Genomic DNA, 19,361 nt, shown 5'->3' with positions numbered 1-19,361 from the left:
TAAGTATGCAGCGGATATGAAACACCCTATAGATTGATGATGTCGCAAGTGAATAAAACCAAGGCACCCGTAATTCCCAGCCTGCTGGCGGGCTACAAGCCCTTGCCGGGAATTGCCGACGAAATGATTGATCCTGCGGGTGCCGTTCGGCCCGGCTGGGAAACGCTGCTGCATGCGCTGGATGAAATCGGCCCGGAAAAATTGGCAACACGTTTTGCGCGCGCCAATCAATATCTGCTGGATGCTGGCGTATTCTACCGCATCTATGACGAGACGGGCACGCAGGAACGCCAATGGCCGCTTGCCCATATTCCCCTGCTTATCAATCAGGAAGATTGGGATACGATTACCGCTGGTTTGACCCAGCGCGCCGATCTGCTTGAAGATATCGTTTCCGATATTTATGGCGAAGGAAAGCTTGTACGCGATGGCGTGCTGCCGCCTGACCTGATTGCATCGAACCCGGAATTTCTGCACCCGGTGGCCGGTATAAAACCGGCAAGCGGACGCTTCCTGCATTTTTGTGCTTTTGAACTGGGTCGCGCTCCAAATGGCCAATGGTGGGTGCTGGGCGACCGGACACAGGCACCGTCGGGCGCAGGATTTGCGCTGGAAAATCGTGTGGCAACCACCCGCGCTCTGTCCGATATTTCCGCCTCAATGAATGTGCACCGGCTGGCGGGCTTCTTCAAGGATTTCCGTGACTCGATGCAGTCGCTGGTCACCGATCCGCAGGCCCGTGCCGCGATCCTGACGCCTGGCCCCAACAATGAAACATATTTCGAGCACGCCTATATCGCCCGCTATCTTGGCTTCATGCTGCTTGAAGGCGACGACCTGACGGTTGCCAAGGGCAGGGTGATGGTGCGTACCGTTTCAGGACTGAAGCCGGTTGATGTGCTTTGGCGCCGAATGGATGGTGCCTATATGGACCCGCTCGAGCTTAAATCAGATTCGTGGATCGGTACGCCGGGCATGGTGGGTGCCCTGCGCAGACGCTCTGTCTCGCTGGTCAATGCGATTGGTTCGGGCATTCTTGAAACCCGCGCCTTGCTGGCTTTCCTACCAGCCATTTCAAAAGCCCTGCATGAGCGGGATCTGGCACTGCCAAGCATAGCGACGTGGTGGTGCGGGCAGGAAAAAGAGCGCAAGCATGTCATGGACCGGTTTGACCAGATGATGGTGGGCCCGGCTCTTTCAACACGTTTGCCATTTGAAGACGAGCAGGCAACTGTGCTGGGATCAAATCTTGATCCTGAAGCACGCAGCGAACTGCTTGCCCGATTGCAGAATGACGGGCGCGGGCTGGTCGGTCAGGAAGCTGTCAAGCTTTCGACGACCCCCGTCTATGTCGATGGCAAGCTGGAACCCAGACCCTTTGTGCTGCGTGTCTTTGCGGCGCGTCACAAGGACGGCTGGAGCTTTATGCCGGGTGGTTTTGCGCGCGTCGGCTTTACGCTCGATACGGCGGCAATTGCCATGCAGCGCGGCGGGCAGGCGGCGGATGTCTGGATCACCAGCAAGGGGCCGGTTGCAAAGGACACGCTGCTTCCCCGCGAAGATGATGTTTTCCAGCGCAATGTGCCGGGAACCCTTCCTGCGCGTGCTGCTGAAAACCTGCTATGGATGGGCCGTTATATTGAGCGCGCCGAAGGAACCGCACGCATACTGCGCGCCTGTCATGCGCGCTTTGCCGAGGCACCCAATCAGGAATTGCCGCTTCTGACCGAAATGCGCGCCTATCTCAAACCACTTGGCGTTGATTTGGATCAGGCGGTTCCCAAGGGCTTGCAACGATCAATCGACGGCGCGATGCTTTCGGCTGGACGCATTCGCGACCGGTTTTCGCCCGATGGCTGGCTGGCACTGCACGATCTGTCAAAGACCGTGCACCGCTTTTCCGATGTGGTGTCACCCGGCGATGACACCACCCGCGCCATGACGATTATCCTGCGCAAGCTTGCCGGATTTTCCGGTCTCGTCCACGAAAACATGTACCGGTTTACCGGCTGGCGCTTTCTCGAAATTGGCCGCAGGATTGAGCGCGGCATCCAGATGGCAAGCATGCTTGCCCGCCTTGCCCGGCATGATGCCGCGGAAGGCTCGCTGGAAATGCTGTTGGAGATCGGCGATAGCGTGATGACGCATCGCCGGCAGTATAGTGTTTATTCCGGGCGGATCAGCATTCTGGATCTTCTGGCGCTGGACCCGCTCAATCCGCGTTCGATCATCTTTCAGCTTGACGCGCTGAAAACGGAATTCAGCTTGCTGCCAACGCGTGAGATGGGCCGGAATAAACCGGCGGGCATGCAAATGTTCTCCAAGGATGTGTTGCGATTGCACACGCAACTGGCCATTTCAGAACCGCATGAATTGACGCCGGAAACACTTCACAAGGTCGCCTATGATATTGGTGCTTTGGCCGATGCAATTTCCGAGACGTATTTTGCGTGAGCGAGTCCAGAACTGATGCTGTATAATATCCGCCTTCATCTCCACTATGATTATGCGCGGTCAGCGGCTGCAGGGCGGCATCATGTGCGGGTCATGCCGCAGACATTGCCGGATGTTCAGCGTGTTATTGCATCCAGTCTGTCATTCGATCCCGTATCGGCAGAGCGCTCGGAGTTCATCGATTTCTTCTCCAATTCGGTTACGTCCATCGTTTATCGCAATCCGCACGAGACGCTTGACGTAAACATGACCGCGCGCGTCAATGTCATGCGCCCTCCGGTCATGCTTGATGTTTCACCCGATATTGCAGGGCTGAGGAAAGAAATTCGCAGTGTGTGGTCGATAGCGGCCGACGCGCCGCATCATTTTCTCGCTTCAAGCAAATATGCGGCCATTGATCCGGATATTACTGCCTATGCTGCGTTGAGCCTCACCAGTACCCGAACCGTTACGGAAGCGGTGAGCGATTTGAACCGCCGAATCCATGCGGATTTCAAATATGATGGCGCAGCTACGGATGTGCGCACGAATGCCCGTCAAGCCTTCGATCTCAAGGCTGGTGTATGCCAAGATTTCAGCCATGTGATGATCGCGGGCTTGCGAGGGTTGGGCATTCCGGCTGGCTATGTCAGCGGCTTCCTGCGAACCATACCGGCGCCGGGCAAGGAACGGCTTGAAGGCGCTGACGCCATGCATGCATGGGTACGTGCCTGGTGTGGACGGGAAGCGGGCTGGCTGGAATTTGATCCGACCAACAATATGGCTGCCAGCAATGATCATATTACGATCGGCTGCGGCCGTGACTATGCCGATGTTTCGCCCATTGTCGGTGTTTTGAAGACAAGCGGCTCACAAGAGGGCAAACAATCGGTGGATGTCATCCCGCTGGAATAGCCAAGCGAGTTATAATGTTTTTGCGAAAACATTATAACTCTGGTTTTCACAACAGATTTGCATCCGTGACAAGATTATTGGAATGGTTTTTCTTGGGTTTCGGTAGGCTGCGGAATATGGTTCATATTCTGAGCCGTCAGCGTTCAAAATGCGGGATGAAATTCCAAAGTGCTATTGCCTCTTTCTGTTCCACCATTGATGCTGACAACGGGACCCGTGCCGGTTTACCCGGAAGTGCTCAAGGCGCTGGGTGCGCCCGTTCTTTATGATTACCATCCAACCTTTCAAGAGTTCTATGCGGCTGTTGTCGAGAAGCTGCGGCTTGCGTTTCGAACCGATATAGCGCCGGTAATCATGCAAGGAGAAGCAATCCTTGGCATTGAGGCCGGCGCTGCTGCGCTGATTGCTAAGGATGACGTGGTTCTTAATCTTGTATCCGGCGTTTATGGCAAGGGATTTGAAGGTTGGGCGGCAAGATATGGCAAGGAAGTGATTGAACTGGCGGTTCCCTTCGATGAGGTTATCGACCCGCAAGCCGTGAGGGATGCGTTTCGCCAAAGGCCCGATATTTCCGTGGTTTCACTGTGCCATCACGATACGCCATCCGGCACGCTCAATCCGCTTTATGAAATCGGCGCGATAGCTGCCGAGCATGGCGCTTATCTTATTGTGGATGCGGTATCGTCCTTTGGCGGCATGGACGCGCACCCGCAGAGTGCTCATGCAGATATTTTCATCACTTCACCATCCAAATGTCTGGGTAGTACGCCCGGTCTTAGCTTGATCAGTGTGAGCAAGCGGGGGTGGGAAAAAATTGAGCGCAATAGCGATGCTCCGCGTGGGTCATTTCTCAGTCTTGCCGCGTGGAAAGATGCTTCGATACCCGGCAGGACTTTCCCCGTGACGCCCTCAATTGCCGAAATTTATGCATTGGATGCCGCGCTCGACCGATATGCCAAAGAGGGGCCGGAAAACGTCTGGGCGCGTCACGCCGAAACGGCTGCCATCGCCCGCAAGCGGTTGCTTGAACTGGGCATTGCGCTATGGCCGAAACGAGAGGCATGGTGCGCGCCCACGGCGACGGCTTTCAGTCTGCCGGAGGGCTTTACCGATGTGGAACTGCGCGACCGGCTTTTGAATGAGTACGGTATATTGCTCTCGCTCGGGCGCGGCGACACATCAGGAAAAGTTTTGCGCATTGCACATATGGGTGCATCTGCGCAACCCGACTTTGCTCGCAAGACAATCGAAGCATTAAGCTCCATTCTGTCCCAATCCATTGATTGAAGGATTCCAACAATGTCCCGCATCCTGTTGAATCGTCGTAACTTTCTCCAGATAGGCGCCAGCGCTGGCGCTCTAATCCTGACGCCGCAACTGGCCTTCGCGCAGGATGCGCCTGTCAAGGGTGGTCGGCTTGTGGTTGCAGGCGATAGCGAGCCTGCCAATCTCAATCCGGCCATCGTCGCATCAAATGGTGTTTTCTTCGTCGCCAGCAAGGTAATCGAACCTTTGGCTGAACAATCCTACGAGGGAAAGGACGGGCTTTCTCCGCGGCTCGCTACGTCCTGGGAAGGATCTGCAGATGGGCTGTCGGTGACGTTCAAATTGCGGGAAGGGGTGACCTGGCATGATGGCAAGCCTTTCACCTCGGCGGACGTTGCTTTTTCTGCCCTCGAGGTCTGGAAGAAACTGCAAAATCTCGGGCGCGTCGTGTTCAAGAATTTGGCGGCCGTTGATACGCCGGACGAACATACTGCGATCTTCAGGTTCTCGGAGCCCACGCCTTTCCAGCTTATCCGCAACGCGCTACCCGTCGTAACGTCAGTTATACCGAAGCATGTCTATGAAGGCACGGATATTGCCAAGAACCCGGCCAATCAGAAGCTGGTCGGAACCGGCCCGTTCAAGTTTGGCGAATACAAGCCGGGTGAGTATTTCCTGCTGAAGCGCAATGACGCCTATTGGGAAAAGAATGAGCCGCTGCTTGACGAGATCGTCTATCAGTTTCTTCCTGACAGGGCGGCAGCCGGAAATGCGCTTGAGGCTGAAGAAATTCAACTGGCGGCATTTTCGGCAGTTCCCCTTGCTGATCTTGGCCGTATCTCAAAATCTTCAGGGCTGAAGGTCTATGCGAACGGCTATGAGGGCCTGACTTATCAGTTGATTGTCGAGATCAATCATCGGCGCAAGGAATTGGCGGATGTGAAAGTGCGCCAAGCCATTGCGCATGCCATTGATCACGATTTTGTCGTGAAGACCATTTTCCTCGGGTTTGCCAAATCATCGACAGGACCCGTTCCTGCCTATGACCAGACCTTTTACGAGCCGGGAACGGCGACCTATGCTTTTGATCCGGCAAAGGCTGAAGCTTTGCTGGACGAGGCTGGCTATAAGCGCGGCAGCGATGGCAACCGCTTTAAATTGAAACTGCTTCCAGCGCCATTCTTCAACGAAACCAAGCAGTTCGGCGATTACCTTCGTCAGGCTCTGGGTAAGATCGGCATTGATGCGGTGGTTGTCAGCAATGATACGCCTGCGCACCTGAAGGCGGTCTATACTGATCATGATTTCGATATCACGGTCGCAACGCCGGTCTATCGTTCTGATCCGGCAATTTCAACGACGATCCTTTTTGAAAGCGGTTTGCCTTCCGGCGTGCCTTTCTCCAATCAGTATGGCTATGCCAATGCGGAAATCGACAAGCTTATCAAAAGCGCGGCTTCCGAGCTTGATGGCGCGAAGCGAGCCGACCTGTACAAAGAACTTCAAAAGAAAGTGGCGGACGACCTGCCGCTGATCAATGTGGCGGAGTTTTCATTCATTACAGTGGCGAGGGACACGGTGCGGAATGTATCGGATAATCCGCGCTGGGCGGTATCGAACTGGTCGAATGTCTGGTTGGCAAAATAACTTCGAGTTTTGATTATATAGTTGCATTACTGTTATGCGTGGTTCGACAAGTTCACCATGAGGAAAGTGGTTTGGCTGCATCATCGCAGTCGGAGTGCGCTCCGATTTGCAATGCTACCACTTCCCTCATGGTGAGCTTGTCGAACCACGCATAAGTTTGGAGCAACCAGATAATTCTTGAAGGATACCCTTTGCCGCCTCTTGCCGCATTTTTCCTGAAACGCCTGCTCACTGCGCTGCCGGTTTTGTTCATCGTGCTGGTGGGCAGTTTTCTGCTGCTTGAGGCAGCTTCAGGCGATGCGGTGGATGCCTATATAGCGCGTTCCGGCGCCATGGATGCCGAGCAAATAACGCAGCTACGCACGGAGTGGGGCCTGGATAAAGGGCCGCTCTATCGTTTTGGGGCCTATATATCAACGCTCGCCCATGGGGACCTTGGGTGGTCAACAGCATTTGAGCGCCCGGTAACATCAGTCATTGCGGAAAGGCTGCCCGTCACATTGCTCTTGATGAGCATCGCGACAGGCCTGGCATTTTTCTTAGGGTCATTGCTGGGGGTGGTGGCGGGTGCCCGGCCTGGATCGTTGCGCGACAGGATATTGTCGACGGGTTCCCTGGCACTTTATGCCGTACCGGGATTCTGGCTGGGGCTGGTTTTGATCGTGGTCTTTGCGGTTGATCTGCGCTGGCTGCCAATTGGCGGAATTGAGAGCATTGCTTCCGGCAAAACCGGCCTTGCACGACTAGGCGACATTGCGGTGCATCTCATTTTGCCCGTTTGCGCGCTGGCGATGGTCTATCTCGCGCTTTACCTCCGCTTGATGCGCGATCGCATGGCGGAAATCTGGCACGATCCCTTTGTAAAAGGCCTTGAGGCGAGGGGTTTGAGCCGCCGCCGTATCGTCTGGCGTCATGTTGCCCGCAACGCGGTCCTGCCGGCGATAACGATGCTTGGTTGGCAATCGGCTGCTATGCTCGGTGGCAGCGTAGTGGTTGAAAGCGTTTTCAACATTCCCGGTTTTGGCCGGCTGGCAGCGGAAGCTGTGGCGCGCCGCGATACGCCCTTATTGCTCGGAGTCCTGCTGTGTAGCGCCATTACCGTGATTATCGCCAATCTACTCGTTGATCTGGCCTATGGCAAACTTGATCCGCGCGTGAGGATCGGGCGATGAGTTCGTTCCGGATCGGCGCTGCCCTGCTTTTGCTACTCGTGCTGATGGCATTGTTCGCGCCGGTGATTGCGCCGGGTGACCCGCTGGCAATCAGCGGGCAGGCTATGCTGCGTCCTTTTGAATCGGAGGCGCATCTGCTTGGCACCGACAGGCTTGGACGGGATGTCTTTGCAGGGCTGGTGCATGGAACGCGCACGACGTTGCTTGTGGCATTCTTTTCGGCCGCAGCCGCCCTCATCATTGGCAGCATTGTTGGAACCATTTCCGGTTTTCTCGGCGGAATTACCGATATTGTGCTGATGCGGATCACCGAAGCGTTTCAAACCGTGCCGGGATTTCTATTGGCGCTTGCCACGATCAGCGTTACCGGGCCAAGCGTGCCCACCCTTGTTCTGGCCATCAGCCTTGGCAACTGGACGCAAGCCGCCCGGGTTACGCGTGCCGAAGTCCTATCATTGCGTGAGCGCGATTTCGTAGCGGCTGCACGGACACTCGGCATGCGCCCGTTCGAGATTGCCTTCAGGGAAATACTCCCCAATGCATTCGGGCCGACAGCATCGCTAGCAGCTATTTCCGTTGCTACTGCGATCCTCATTGAAGCAGCCTTGTCGTTTCTTGGATTCGGCGATCCGAACCGGGTGACCTGGGGCAGCATGATTGCAGAAGGCCGCACGGTTTTACGGGCGGCTCCCTACCTCTCAATCGTGCCCGGTATCGCGCTGGTTGTCACTGTTCTGAGTGTTCATCTGATCGGGCGCGGGCTTTCTCGCACGGAAAGGTTGCAGCCATGACAGATAGTTACCTGAATGTGCGGAATCTGAATGTGAGCTATGGCAGCACAACAGCGCTCAAAGATGTCTCGCTGCAATTGGAAAAGGGTGGGAGGCTGGCATTGATCGGCATGAGCGGGTCAGGCAAGTCGACTTTGGCCATGGCTGTCGCTGGTCTTTTGCCAAAACAAGCACGTATCGATGGTACAATTGACTTTGCCGGTCACCGCCCGAAACTTGGCAGTGAAATTGGTGTCTTGTTTCAGGATGCCAGCGGCAGCCTCGATCCGGTTATGAAGGTTGGAGATCAGATCGCCGAAGTTGTGGCGACGCATCTCGGCATGAGCTGGATAGCCGCGCGGGTGCGTGCCGCCGAATTGCTGGACCGGGTAAAAATTCCAAAGGCATTATCGCGTCTCAACAGCTATCCGCATGAATTCTCGGGCGGTCAGAAACAACGTATCGCTTTGGCAGCGGCGCTTGCGGGAAATCCTTCAATTTTGATCGTGGATGAGCCGACCAGCGCATTGGACACGGTTATCCAGCGGCACATTGTCGATCTGCTGGATGAGTTGGTCAAAGATGGCGGTTTGACGCTATTGTTCGTGACCCATGACATTGCCCTTGCGTCGGAGCGGGCTGACGAAATTGCTGTGCTCTATCAGGGAGAACTAGTGGAGACTGGGGCGGCGAGCCAATTGCTGAGGGAGCCGAAGCACCCCTATACCAAGGCATTGATTGACACCTATATTTCGCTGGACCGGCCACGCAGCACCCGCCTTCCGGAATTGAACATGGCGGATTTGCCATGATGGATGGCTCATCATCTCCCCTTATGGAGCTAAGGAATGTCGCCAAGCGTTTTGGCGACCGCAGCCATGACGGATTGAAGAATATCAATATCTCGCTCATGCACGGCGAAACCTTGGCTATTGCTGGCAGCTCGGGTTCGGGTAAAACGACATTAGCCCGGCTGGTGATGCGGTTAACGCGGCCTGACGAGGGAAGCATTCACCTCTTGGGGCAGGATATAACGCATATGGGCGGCGGCGCCTTGCGCCGCATGAGGCCACGATTCCAGATGGTGTTTCAGGATCCTTTGGCGGCATTCAATCCGCGAGCAAATGTGAAGCGCATTTTGGAAGACCCACTGCGCATTCATGGCTTTGCGAGCAAGAGTGAATATGGCGATATTCTCGCCCAGACGCTGGAAAGAGTTGGGCTCGGCACGCAATATCTGCAACGTCTGCCCTTGGAACTTTCCGGCGGCCAGCGCCAACGGGTTGCCATTGCGCGCGCAATCCTCACCAAGCCTCAACTGATCGTGCTGGATGAGCCGGTATCAGCGCTTGATGTGTCGGTGCGTGCTCAAATCCTCAATCTATTATTGGACCTTCAAGCGGAAACCCGCGTTTCTTACCTGTTTATTTCCCATGATCTGGCTGTGGTCCGCGCTTTCGCGAACCGCATGATTGTCATGGAAGAGGGCCGTATTGCCGAAGAGGGCTATACGGAAGAGGTGCTGGCAAATCCACAAGCCAATGCGACACAAGTATTGATAGATGCAGTGCCGCGCTTGGTGATTTAACCCCGATCAGGACAGAACCTGCCGGGCCTTCACGCCTTCAAATGTTACCTTGCGGGGGTCGAATGCGCCGTGTCCTGCAATCTGAGCCACCTCGGCCTTGGGTTCTTCATAAGCCCACATAGCATCATTGGCAGCTTCACCCTGACCGGTTATCCGCCAATAGGAGGCGTCCCCCTTAAAGGGGCAGTGCGTTCGCGTCTGCGTTTTTTCGAGATGGACGAAGTAGATGTCGTCGAAGGGGATATAGAGCACCGGTTCATGCCCGGCTTCACGCAGCTCCAGAGCCCTGTCTGTGGATGCTATAACGACATCAAGAAATCGCACTGTCACTGGGTCGGGAAACGCATGTATGGTGATGGGCAGGCCCATTGGGAAACTCCTTTGCAGAGGATTTCAAAGAACAATAGCTGGTAAGAGATTTTGTTCCGCACCCGGTCATGAACATGCCTTATGCGGCGCGCTTGTTTTGCCTGATGAATGTTTCCAGTCCTGCATTCAACAGCGGCAGACACGCACCATGAATAACATAGTCTTGACTGAACTTGTCAGCTATCAATGTTGGCAATTCCAGCGAACCGATAAGCCCCTCCGTCTTGAATGCGCTTGTGAATGCCTGCCACACATCCTCATTGGCTACAAACGGGCCCGTTACGATAACACGTGAGGGAAACAGGAGGCGGCATACATTTGTCAGCGAGCGTGCCATGAGTTTTATGGCTTCCGTCACTTCAGGAACATCGACCAGGGACAGGCCTGCCAATTGCCCGGCCAGCAACTCCTCTTCCTCCGAAAGGTCAGGCCATAATTCCCGCAGGCGCGGTAGAAGAGCCCATAAAGCGGCCCCTGTTTCCAGGCATCCATGATTACCGCAATCGCATTCGCGCTCGCTCAAGGCGTTAAAACGCCAATGGCCAATCTCTCCGAATGGACCGCCATTTTGCAGGAATGGCTGACCAGCGATACTGCAGGAAAGACCAATGCCCCATCCCCAGTGCATCAGCAGCGTATTGCCGCTGCGATAGGCCGATTCCTGCGTCGTTCGAGCGTCAAGTTCTGCATCAAGGTGTCTGCAAACAGTTGCAACAGGTGTCGCAGAAGCAAGCGCGCTGCCAATGTCGAGATTGCGCACTTTTGGCCAGCGGGAGGTTATGAGCCATGTTCGGGCTTTGACATCGACAACGCCGGGCACGGCAACGGAAGTTCCCATATGAATCATCCCAGCCGGACATTGTGCAATCAGCCACTTGACCAGCTGGCGCATTGCATCAGCCATGACGGCATTGTCCGCATCGGCGGGGATTTCCACGGCCCTGTGTTCAAGGGTGGTGCCGCCGAGATCCAGAAGAAACCCGAGCAAAGTGCGGCTGGAAATGTGGATGACAGAGGCACCCAGACGCTGAAAATTCAGCCCTATTTCTACTGGTGGACGACCCCGGCCCATCTTCGTTCCCGGCCGCTCTTTAACCAGGCCGCGCTCCGTCAGATCGCTCACCACATGAGAGGTGGCTGTCGATGTCATTTTCAACTGGTCGGCGACGCTGGCTCGCGAATGTGGGCCTGGGCCGGACAGCAGGGCCGAGACGCGCGCGCAATCGCGTTGGTGCGCGTCGTCATATGCGGTTTCGTCAATCGTCAAAAACATGGAGTTTCTGCCCGTTTCTATTTTTGAACTTCAATATTCGAAAATACCTTGCTGTGTCATATAAAGCTGTGCTTACTATGAGAGCAAGCCGATGACACGTCCACAAGGGATAAAATATGATCGATATAAGACAATTAGCCGACAAGGCTGTTTTGGGTGAAGCGGCAGCCAAACTGGGTGCAGAAGCAATCCGCGCAGCAATTGCAGCCAAAGGCAAAGCGTCCATTATCGTGGCCACAGGTGCCAGCCAGTTCGAGGTCTTGCAGAATCTGGTGGCTGCTGAAGGTATCGATTGGTCCAAGGTGACGGCATTTCATCTCGATGAATATGTTGGAATGGATATTGCCCACCCGGCAAGTTTCCGAAAGTTTCTGCAGGAGCGATTCGTCGATCCTCTGGGCGGTGTCGTTGCATTTCATCCAATTAATGCCGAGGTCGATGCACCAGCAGAAGCCGAGCGCATGAGCGCCTTGATTGCCGACCATGACATTGATGTTTGCTTTGCTGGAATCGGCGAGAATTGCCATCTTGCCTTCAATGATCCGCCTGCCGATTTTGAGACGGACAAGCCCTATATTGTTGTGACGCTTGATGAAGCCTGCCGCAAACAGCAAATGGGGGAGGGATGGTTTCCGACCCTTGAGGCTGTGCCTGAAAAAGCCATTTCCATGAGCATCAAACAGATTTTGAAGAGCAAACTCATCATCCTGTCCGTGCCGGACGAACGTAAGGCGCAGGCGGTAAAGGATGCAGTGGAAGGCAAGATTGATCCGGTGCACCCGGCGTCCATTGTGCAGAAGCACCCTCATACCGTGCTCTTCCTTGATCCCGCATCGGCATCGAAACTTTCATGATTACAAAGGGCCTTGTCGATATTCAGGTAAATGGCTTTGCCGGGGTTGATTTCAACGATCCCGGCATTACGCCTGAGACATTGGACCTTGCTCTTGAAGCCATGTTGGCCACGGGAGTTACGACCTGCCTGCCTACGATAATCACTGCACACCGGGATGAGCTTGAAGTCCGTTTCATGGCATTGGACAGGGCTGTGCGCGAAAGCCGTCTTGGACCGCTCATGTGTCCCGGCTATCACCTTGAAGGTCCATTTCTCAATCCTGCCGATGGTTTTTCCGGATGTCATCCAGCCAATGCCATGACGGCAGCCGATCCTGCGCTTGTCACTGCATTGCAGGAAATAATCGAGCGGCCAATTCTGCTGGTGACGGTCGCGCCTGAAATTCATGGCGGGCTCGAGTTTATAAAAGCGATGCGTGCCAGCAACAGGCTCGTTTCCATTGGTCATTCGTCAGCCGACAATCATATTATCGCGGCGGCGGCAGATGCAGGTGCGGGGCTTTCCACTCATCTGGGCAATGGCTTGCCGCAAATATTGCCCAAGCTCGACAATCCGCTATTCGCACAGCTGGCAGAGGACCGTTTGCTCGCAACCTTCATTGCCGACGGCATTCATATGCCGCCTTATGTGTTGAAAAGCCTGATCCGAGCCAAAGGATTTGAGCGCTCGGCGTTGGTTACTGACGCCGTTGCCGCCGCTGCTGCCCCTGCTGGAACCTATCCATTTGCCGGTATGCAGGTTGATCGGTCGGAAGACGGTGTGGTCAGCCAGAGCGATTCTTTGGGCTTGGCCGGGTCTTCGCTTTGCCTGGACGATGCGGTGCGCAATCTTGTGCGCTGGAACATCGCCACCTTTGAACAGGCCGTGGAAATGGCTTCGACCAGGCTGCTGCAAGCGCTTGCTCCGGTATTGGAGGCGCATGGGGTGAGCTTGGCGTTAAGCGAACTTGAATGGTCTCAATCCATGAATGTGACGCGGGTTCGTATCGGCAACGAAGAACGGTTTTTCTGATAATCGATCCAAAAACAAAAAGGGGAATGGAATGACACACGACTTCTTTCGATTGAATCGCCGCACAGTGCTGGGTGGCATGGCGGCCACTGTTGTCACAGGCATTACCGGAGCACGGGCGGCAGCACCAGCGCTGCCTGCATCGCCGGTTGTCATCACCGTTATGGATGTTGGCGGTGCGCTGGCTTTGAGTCAGCCGGCCTTTGAGGAATATGCAAAGACTTATCCTGAGCGCGCATCGCGGATCATTTTCGCCAAAGCCCCGGTCACTGAACTTGCCGGAAAACTAAAGGCACAACAAAGCGCCAATCGCGTTGATATTGACCTTGTGTTGACCGGGAGTGACGGGCTTGCCGCGGGTCTCGTCAATCAAACCTGGATGAAAATTCTACCCGATTTCTCTTCGACATTTCCAAACCTTGAAGAGAATTACGAACCTGCTGCATTGAATCTTTTGAAGGCGCAGGGCGATGGCTATGGTGTTGTCATCAATTATTACCCGTCCGGACCTTTGCTCGAATATGATCCGGAGCGCGTGAAGAAAGTTCCCACGACTGCCGAGGAACTCCTTGCCTATGCCAAGGAAAATCCAGGCCGCTTCATGTATGCCCGTCCGACAAATTCAGGCCCGGGCCGCACATTCATGATGGGATTGCCCTATCTCCTCGGCGATAAGGATCCTTCCGATCCGGTGGATGGCTGGGAGAAAACCTGGGCTTATCTGGCCGAGATCGGTCAATATATCGATTATTATCCGGCAGGAACCGGCGTGACGATGAAGGAATTCGGTGAGGGTTCGCGCGATATCATCATCAGCACAACCGGCTGGGACATAAATCCGCGTGCTCTTGGCATTGTCCCGGAAACCGCAAAGATCGGCACACTCAACGGCTTCCATTGGGTTTCTGATGCTTTCTTCATGTGTGTTCCCAAGGGAATAGCTGAGGATAAGGTTGCAGTCGTGCTCGACCTGATAGCGTTTCTGCTAACGCCAAAAGCACAGGCTTATTCCTATGATGAGGGATATCTCTATCCCGGACCTGCGGTGAAAAACGTGCCTTTATCCATGGCTCCGCAACGCAGCCAGGATGTTATCAAGGAATTCGGGCGGACGGAATATGCTGACCTTATTGCCAATAATCCAATCGAACTGCCCTTGAAGCCTGACAAGATGGTCATTGCATTCAGGAAGTGGGATGAACTTGTGGGCGCGAAAAAGTCCAAATAGCGTTGAGGACAACGGGAATGTCATCGCATTCCCGTTGTTATTTTCCTTATGTTTTCCTTATGTGCAGCATCTCTATTCACAATCGATAACTGACGCCGATAAGCGCATGTTGGGTCCAGCTAAACCAAATGGATAATTGACATGCTGGACTTTATCTTCGTTGCGCTCGGTTGCGGTATCTTGCTGCTTCTGGGCCTCTACGCACAGGCATTAAGCCGTGTTTGAGCTTATTCTCGGCCTTGGCGTTGCTGCCGGCCTTTGCGCTTATTTGGTCGTGACCCTTGTTGCGCCCGAGCGCTTCTAGCGGCTTGAAAATCGTTCAGGGTGGCCTGCAAATGGCAGGGTTCTGCGATCCGGTGCTCACATACAAAAAAGTACACTCCGCTCCGGTTCTCAAACCCTACCATTTTCGGCTCACCCTGAACGATTGTCAGGCTTTCGCTGAATTCCCCATTTTCCATTTCGGAGACTACCAATGACACTTGTCGGATGGCTGCAAATCAGCCTGACGCTGCTCGCCGTTCTTTTGGCGATCAAGCCGCTTGGTCTTTATATGAGCCATGTTTTTGCCGGGGAAAGAACGCTTCTTTCGCCGGTGCTCAATCCTGTTGAACGGGCATTTTACGCTGTTGCCGGAATAGACAAAAGTCGCGAGCAGAACTGGATTTCCTATGCATTCGGTGTTCTGCTTTTCAGCACTGCGGGCTTCCTGGTTCTCTATGGCATATTGAGACTACAGGACATCTTGCCGCTTAATCCGCAGGGATTTGCTGGTGTTGCACCTGACCTCGCCTTCAACACGGCGGTCAGCTTCATCACCAACACCAACTGGCAGTCCTATGGTGGTGAAACCACGATGAGTCATTTCAGCCAGATGGCAGGACTCACCGTGCAGAACTTCCTTTCTGCTGCAACTGGGATGGCGATCGCTGTTGCCTTGTCTCGGGCATTCGTGCGTTCAAACATGACCACGCTTGGCAATTTCTGGGTCGATATGACCAGAGCGACGCTTTATGTGCTGCTGCCACTGGCCGTCATTGTTGCACTGCTCTTTATCGCGCTCGGCATGCCCCAAACGCTTGATGGTTCATTTACAGCCACAACGCTGGAAGGCGCAAAGCAGATCATTTCAACAGGGCCGGTCGCCAGCCAGGAGGCTATCAAACAGCTTGGCACCAATGGCGGTGGTTTCTTCAACGTCAATGCCGCACATCCGTTTGAAAACCCGAACGCCTTTTCGAACTATCTCGGCGTGTTCTCGATGCTCGTCGTGTCATCGGCAATGGTCTACGCATTCGGGCAGATTGCCGGCCATCGCCGCCAAGCCTGGGCGCTGCTGTCAGCAATGGCGATCCTGCTCATCATCGGCATTGGTGCGGTCTACTGGGCGGAAACAAGCGGCAATCCTATCCTGACCCAACTGGGAGTGGACTCCTTGCAAGGGAACATGGAAGGCAAGGAAATTCGCTTTGGTCAGGCAGGCACCGCCCTTTACGCCGCCGTGACAACCGGCCTTTCCAATGGCGGCGTGAACGCGATGCACGCATCGCTGACGCCGCTTGGCGGTCTTATTCCGATGTTCCTTATCCAGCTTGGCGAAGTATTGCCGGGTGGTGTCGGTTCCGGGCTTTACGGCATGGTGATCTTTGCAATTCTCACAGTGTTCGTTGCAGGGCTGATGGTTGGCCGCACCCCCGAATTTCTCGGCAAGAAGATTGAGTCGAGAGAGATGAAATTTGCGATGCTGGCCGTTCTTGTACTGCCGCTGGCAATCCTCGGCTTTACTGCAATCTCTGCAATATTGCCCGTAGGTCTTGCCGGACTGCTTAATAAGGGTCCGCACGGTCTGTCGGAAATCCTTTATGCTTACTCTTCCGCTGCGGGCAATAACGGCTCTGCCTTCGCCGGGCTCACGGCTAACTCGATCTGGTACAATACGACACTTGGCATTGCCATGCTGCTAGGCCGCTTTGCCTATATCGTGCCGGTTCTTGCAATTGCGGGATCACTTGTCGGCAAGCAGAAGGTTCCAGCTTCCGCAGGAACATTCCCAACCGATGGTCCGCTCTTCGTTGGTCTGCTCATCGGTATCATCATCATTCTCGGCGGCTTGCAGTATTTTCCTGCTCTCGCCCTTGGTCCCATCGTCGAGCATTTCCTGATGCTCTCCGGTCAGACGTTCTAAGGATCAGCAAAATGTCTTCAAAGGCAAAATCAATATCCATGTTCGACAGTGCCATTCTGGTTCAGGCACTGAAAGGATCATTCATCAAGCTCAATCCGATGAAGCTGGTGCATAATCCGGTCATCTTCACCACCGAAGTCGTCGCTGCAATGGTGACGCTTCTCTGGCTGCGCGACATGATAAGCGGAAGCGGAACACCATTATTTTCCGGGCAGATTGCCGCCTGGCTTTGGTTCACCGTTATTTTCGCAACCTTCTCGGAAGCAATCGCCGAAGGACGCGGCAAGGCGCAGGCGGACAGTCTGAAGCGCACGAAATCGGACCTTGTGGCCAAACGGCTGAAGTCTGCCAATGGCAAGGATTATGATGTCGTGCCCGCCACAAGCCTTAAAGTCGGCGACCTTGTCTATATCGAGGTCAATGATCTTGTGCCCGGCGATGGTGAAATCATTGAAGGTGTGGCTTCGGTGAACGAAAGTGCCATCACTGGCGAGTCGGCACCTGTTATCCGCGAGTCCGGCGGTGACCGATCAGCGGTAACAGGCGGCACGCAGGTTTTATCCGACTGGCTCATTGTGCGTATTACAACCAAGCCAGGCGAAACCTTCGTTGATCGAATGATCGCACTGATCGAAGGCGCGGAGAGGCAGAAGACACCAAATGAAATAGCCTTGTCGATCCTGCTGTCCGGTCTGACACTTGTGTTTCTTATCGCAGTTGTGACTGTTTCAGGCCTTGCCGCTTATTCCGGCACGATCATGACTGTTACCGTGCTTGCAGCGCTTTTCGTAACGCTCATTCCGACGACAATCGGCGGCCTGCTTTCTGCGATCGGCATTGCCGGCATGGATCGGCTTATCGGCTTCAACGTCATAGCAACATCTGGGCGCGCGGTAGAAGCCGCTGGCGATGTGGACACTCTTTTGCTCGACAAAACCGGCACGATTACCTTCGGCAATCGTATGGCAACCGAGTTCATCCCAGTTGACGGTATTGCGGAAGAAGAGCTTGCAAATGCAGCGCTTCAAGCCTCGCTCTCTGATGAAACAGCAGAGGGCCGCTCCATCGTGGCTTTGGCTCAAGCCGATTACGGGCTCTCCAACACAGTATTGGATGGCAAGCAGGCAACGTTCATACCTTTTGCCGCCCAGACACGTATTTCCGGGGTGGATATTGGCAAGGAGCAAATCCGCAAGGGTGCGATCGATGCAATCTTGAATGTTGCAGGTCTGACAAAAGACACTGCCCCACAAAGTTTCCAGAAGGCGGTCGATTCCATCGCTCGCGTAGGCGGAACACCTCTTGGTGTGACACATAATGGAAAACTGCTTGGCGTGATCCATCTGAAGGATGTGGTCAAGCCGGATATCAAGGAGCGCTTTGCCGCCCTGCGTGCCATGGGCATCAGGACGGTCATGGTCACGGGCGATAATCCTGTCACTGCCGCCGCGATCGCGTCTGAAGCGGGCGTTGACGACTTCATGGCGGAAGCCACCCCTGAACAGAAGCTTGCCTATATCCGCAAGGAACAACAGGGCGGACGGCTTATCGCCATGTGCGGCGACGGCACCAATGATGCGCCTGCACTTGCGCAGGCTGATGTCGGGGTTGCGATGCAGTCTGGTACGCAGGCTGCGCGTGAAGCCGGTAATATGGTCGATCTCGATTCAAGTCCGACCAAGCTGATTGAGATTGTCGAAATCGGCAAGCAGATCCTGATGACGCGGGGTTCGTTGACAACGTTTTCAATTGCCAATGACGTAGCCAAATACTTTGCGATCATTCCGGCGCTGTTCGTTGTAACCTATCCGCAGCTTGGCGCACTCAACATCATGGGGTTGAGCTCGCCGCAATCGGCAATCCTTTCGGCTGTCATCTTCAATGCCTTGATCATTATCGCGCTTATACCGCTGGCTCTGAAAGGTGTCTCATACAAGCCAGTCGGCGCATCTGCTCTCTTGCGGCGTAATCTTCTGGTTTACGGGCTCGGCGGGCTGCTGGTGCCGTTTGTCGGCATCAAGGCGATTGACATGATCGTCGCCGCACTCAACCTCGTTTAAAGGAAATTGCGATGCTAAACCAAATTCGATCAGCAATCGTACTCACGCTCATTTTGACTGTCGTCACGGGATTGCTTTATCCACTTGCCATGACGGGAATCGGCCAGACTCTGTTTGCGGCACAGGCAAATTCAAGCCAGATAAAGCGCGGCGATACTATTGTCGGCTCCAGTCTGATCGGCCAGAATTTTACCAGCGATATCTATTTCTGGCCGCGCCCATCCGCCACCAGCCCCGACCCTTATAATGCTGCTGCCTCAAGCGGTTCAAACCTTGGCCCAACATCGGCAGCACTGGTTGAGCGGGTAAAAACATCGGTCGAATCCTTCAAGTCAGCCGGTGTAACGACGGCCATTCCAGCCGATGCAGTGACCAGTTCCGCATCGGGGATCGATCCGGATATCTCAGTAGACTACGCAATGCTGCAAGTGGCGCGTGTCGCTCAGGCCCGTGGTTTGGACCCGGAAGCAGTTTCTCAACAGGTCAAAGCCAATACGCGGCAAGCTGTGCTTGGTATATTCGGTGAAGTTGGGGTAAACGTTCTGGCGCTGAACCTGGCACTCGATGATCTGAAGAAATAAACCCGAG

At 54.6% G+C, this 19,361-nt stretch carries 17 protein-coding genes; 15 read left to right on the top strand and 2 right to left on the bottom strand.

Features of this window, described 5'->3' with window-relative positions; all coding sequences use genetic code 11:
* Positions 1–39: 39 nt before the first annotated feature.
* The 8 genes from ACTJI9_RS06660 to ACTJI9_RS06625 all read left to right on the top strand — a co-directional run bounded on the left by ACTJI9_RS06660 (position 40) and on the right by ACTJI9_RS06625 (position 9,791).
* The gene (locus ACTJI9_RS06660; RefSeq protein WP_115052205.1) at positions 40–2,454 is read left to right on the top strand and encodes a circularly permuted type 2 ATP-grasp protein; all 2,415 of its coding nucleotides are present in this window, start codon (positions 40–42) and stop codon (positions 2,452–2,454) included.
* A 15-nt stretch (positions 2,455–2,469) separates the two neighbouring features.
* Entirely contained in the window at positions 2,470–3,348 is an 879-nt protein-coding gene (locus ACTJI9_RS06655) for a transglutaminase family protein (protein ID WP_440806769.1), read from the top strand.
* Between the two features lie 168 nt (positions 3,349–3,516).
* The gene (gene ppaT / locus ACTJI9_RS06650) at positions 3,517–4,635 is read left to right on the top strand and encodes a pyridoxamine--pyruvate transaminase (protein WP_440806767.1); all 1,119 of its coding nucleotides are present in this window, start codon (positions 3,517–3,519) and stop codon (positions 4,633–4,635) included.
* 12 nt (positions 4,636–4,647) lie between these two features.
* Complete coding sequence (locus ACTJI9_RS06645; RefSeq protein ID WP_440806766.1) at positions 4,648–6,261, top strand: ABC transporter substrate-binding protein; 1,614 nt, start codon at positions 4,648–4,650, stop codon at positions 6,259–6,261.
* Between the two features lie 191 nt (positions 6,262–6,452).
* Positions 6,453–7,433 carry an ABC transporter permease gene (locus tag ACTJI9_RS06640; RefSeq protein WP_354346765.1) on the top strand — a complete coding sequence of 327 codons (981 nt, stop codon included), beginning with the start codon at positions 6,453–6,455 and terminating at the stop codon, positions 7,431–7,433.
* Complete coding sequence (locus ACTJI9_RS06635) at positions 7,430–8,224, top strand: ABC transporter permease (protein ID WP_336440808.1); 795 nt, start codon at positions 7,430–7,432, stop codon at positions 8,222–8,224. The genes ACTJI9_RS06640 and ACTJI9_RS06635 overlap by 4 nt, the downstream gene beginning before the upstream one ends.
* A complete protein-coding gene (locus ACTJI9_RS06630) occupies positions 8,221–9,015 on the top strand; it encodes an ABC transporter ATP-binding protein (RefSeq protein WP_440806764.1) in 795 nt (264 codons plus the stop codon). Before ACTJI9_RS06635 ends, ACTJI9_RS06630 begins: the two co-directional genes overlap by 4 nt.
* Positions 9,012–9,791 (top strand): ABC transporter ATP-binding protein, encoded by a 780-nt coding sequence (locus ACTJI9_RS06625; RefSeq protein ID WP_307283492.1) that lies wholly within the window; start codon positions 9,012–9,014, stop codon positions 9,789–9,791. The genes ACTJI9_RS06630 and ACTJI9_RS06625 overlap by 4 nt, the downstream gene beginning before the upstream one ends.
* Positions 9,792–9,797: 6 nt before the next feature.
* On the opposite strand, the gene ACTJI9_RS06620 is transcribed toward ACTJI9_RS06625, so the two are convergent.
* Positions 9,798–10,160 (bottom strand): DUF427 domain-containing protein, encoded by a 363-nt coding sequence (locus ACTJI9_RS06620; protein WP_115052010.1) that lies wholly within the window; start codon positions 10,158–10,160, stop codon positions 9,798–9,800.
* Between the two features lie 79 nt (positions 10,161–10,239).
* Positions 10,240–11,433, bottom strand: coding sequence for an ROK family protein (locus ACTJI9_RS06615; RefSeq protein WP_440806760.1), 1,194 nt, complete (start codon positions 11,431–11,433; stop codon positions 10,240–10,242).
* Positions 11,434–11,549: 116 nt separating this feature from the next.
* Here ACTJI9_RS06615 and ACTJI9_RS06610 point away from each other — a divergent pair, with 116 nt between their 5' ends.
* From ACTJI9_RS06610 to kdpC, 7 genes are all read left to right on the top strand, one after another.
* Complete coding sequence (locus tag ACTJI9_RS06610) at positions 11,550–12,287, top strand: glucosamine-6-phosphate deaminase (protein ID WP_336440812.1); 738 nt, start codon at positions 11,550–11,552, stop codon at positions 12,285–12,287.
* Positions 12,284–13,300, top strand: a complete 1,017-nt coding sequence (locus tag ACTJI9_RS06605; protein ID WP_440806757.1) for an N-acetylglucosamine-6-phosphate deacetylase — start codon at positions 12,284–12,286, stop codon at positions 13,298–13,300. Before ACTJI9_RS06610 ends, ACTJI9_RS06605 begins: the two co-directional genes overlap by 4 nt.
* A gap of 31 nt (positions 13,301–13,331) precedes the next feature.
* Positions 13,332–14,528 carry an extracellular solute-binding protein gene (locus tag ACTJI9_RS06600; RefSeq protein WP_440806754.1) on the top strand — a complete coding sequence of 399 codons (1,197 nt, stop codon included), beginning with the start codon at positions 13,332–13,334 and terminating at the stop codon, positions 14,526–14,528.
* Positions 14,529–14,745: 217 nt separating this feature from the next.
* Complete coding sequence (locus tag ACTJI9_RS06595) at positions 14,746–14,832, top strand: potassium-transporting ATPase subunit F (protein WP_115052002.1); 87 nt, start codon at positions 14,746–14,748, stop codon at positions 14,830–14,832.
* A gap of 171 nt (positions 14,833–15,003) precedes the next feature.
* Positions 15,004–16,713, top strand: coding sequence for a potassium-transporting ATPase subunit KdpA (kdpA, locus tag ACTJI9_RS06590; RefSeq protein ID WP_115052000.1), 1,710 nt, complete (start codon positions 15,004–15,006; stop codon positions 16,711–16,713).
* Positions 16,714–16,724: 11 nt separating this feature from the next.
* Positions 16,725–18,773 (top strand): potassium-transporting ATPase subunit KdpB, encoded by a 2,049-nt coding sequence (gene kdpB / locus ACTJI9_RS06585; protein ID WP_336440815.1) that lies wholly within the window; start codon positions 16,725–16,727, stop codon positions 18,771–18,773.
* Between the two features lie 11 nt (positions 18,774–18,784).
* Complete coding sequence (gene kdpC, locus ACTJI9_RS06580; RefSeq protein ID WP_336440816.1) at positions 18,785–19,354, top strand: potassium-transporting ATPase subunit KdpC; 570 nt, start codon at positions 18,785–18,787, stop codon at positions 19,352–19,354.
* The last annotated feature ends 7 nt before the right edge of the window (positions 19,355–19,361 follow it).

The sequence above is a fragment of the Phyllobacterium sp. 22552 genome (assembly GCF_052044585.1).
GTDB classification, from domain to species: Bacteria; Pseudomonadota; Alphaproteobacteria; order Rhizobiales; family Rhizobiaceae; genus Phyllobacterium; species Phyllobacterium ifriqiyense.
The sequence above is the reverse complement of the archived record's forward strand: the minus strand, read 5'-3'. Positions and strand labels throughout refer to the sequence as shown.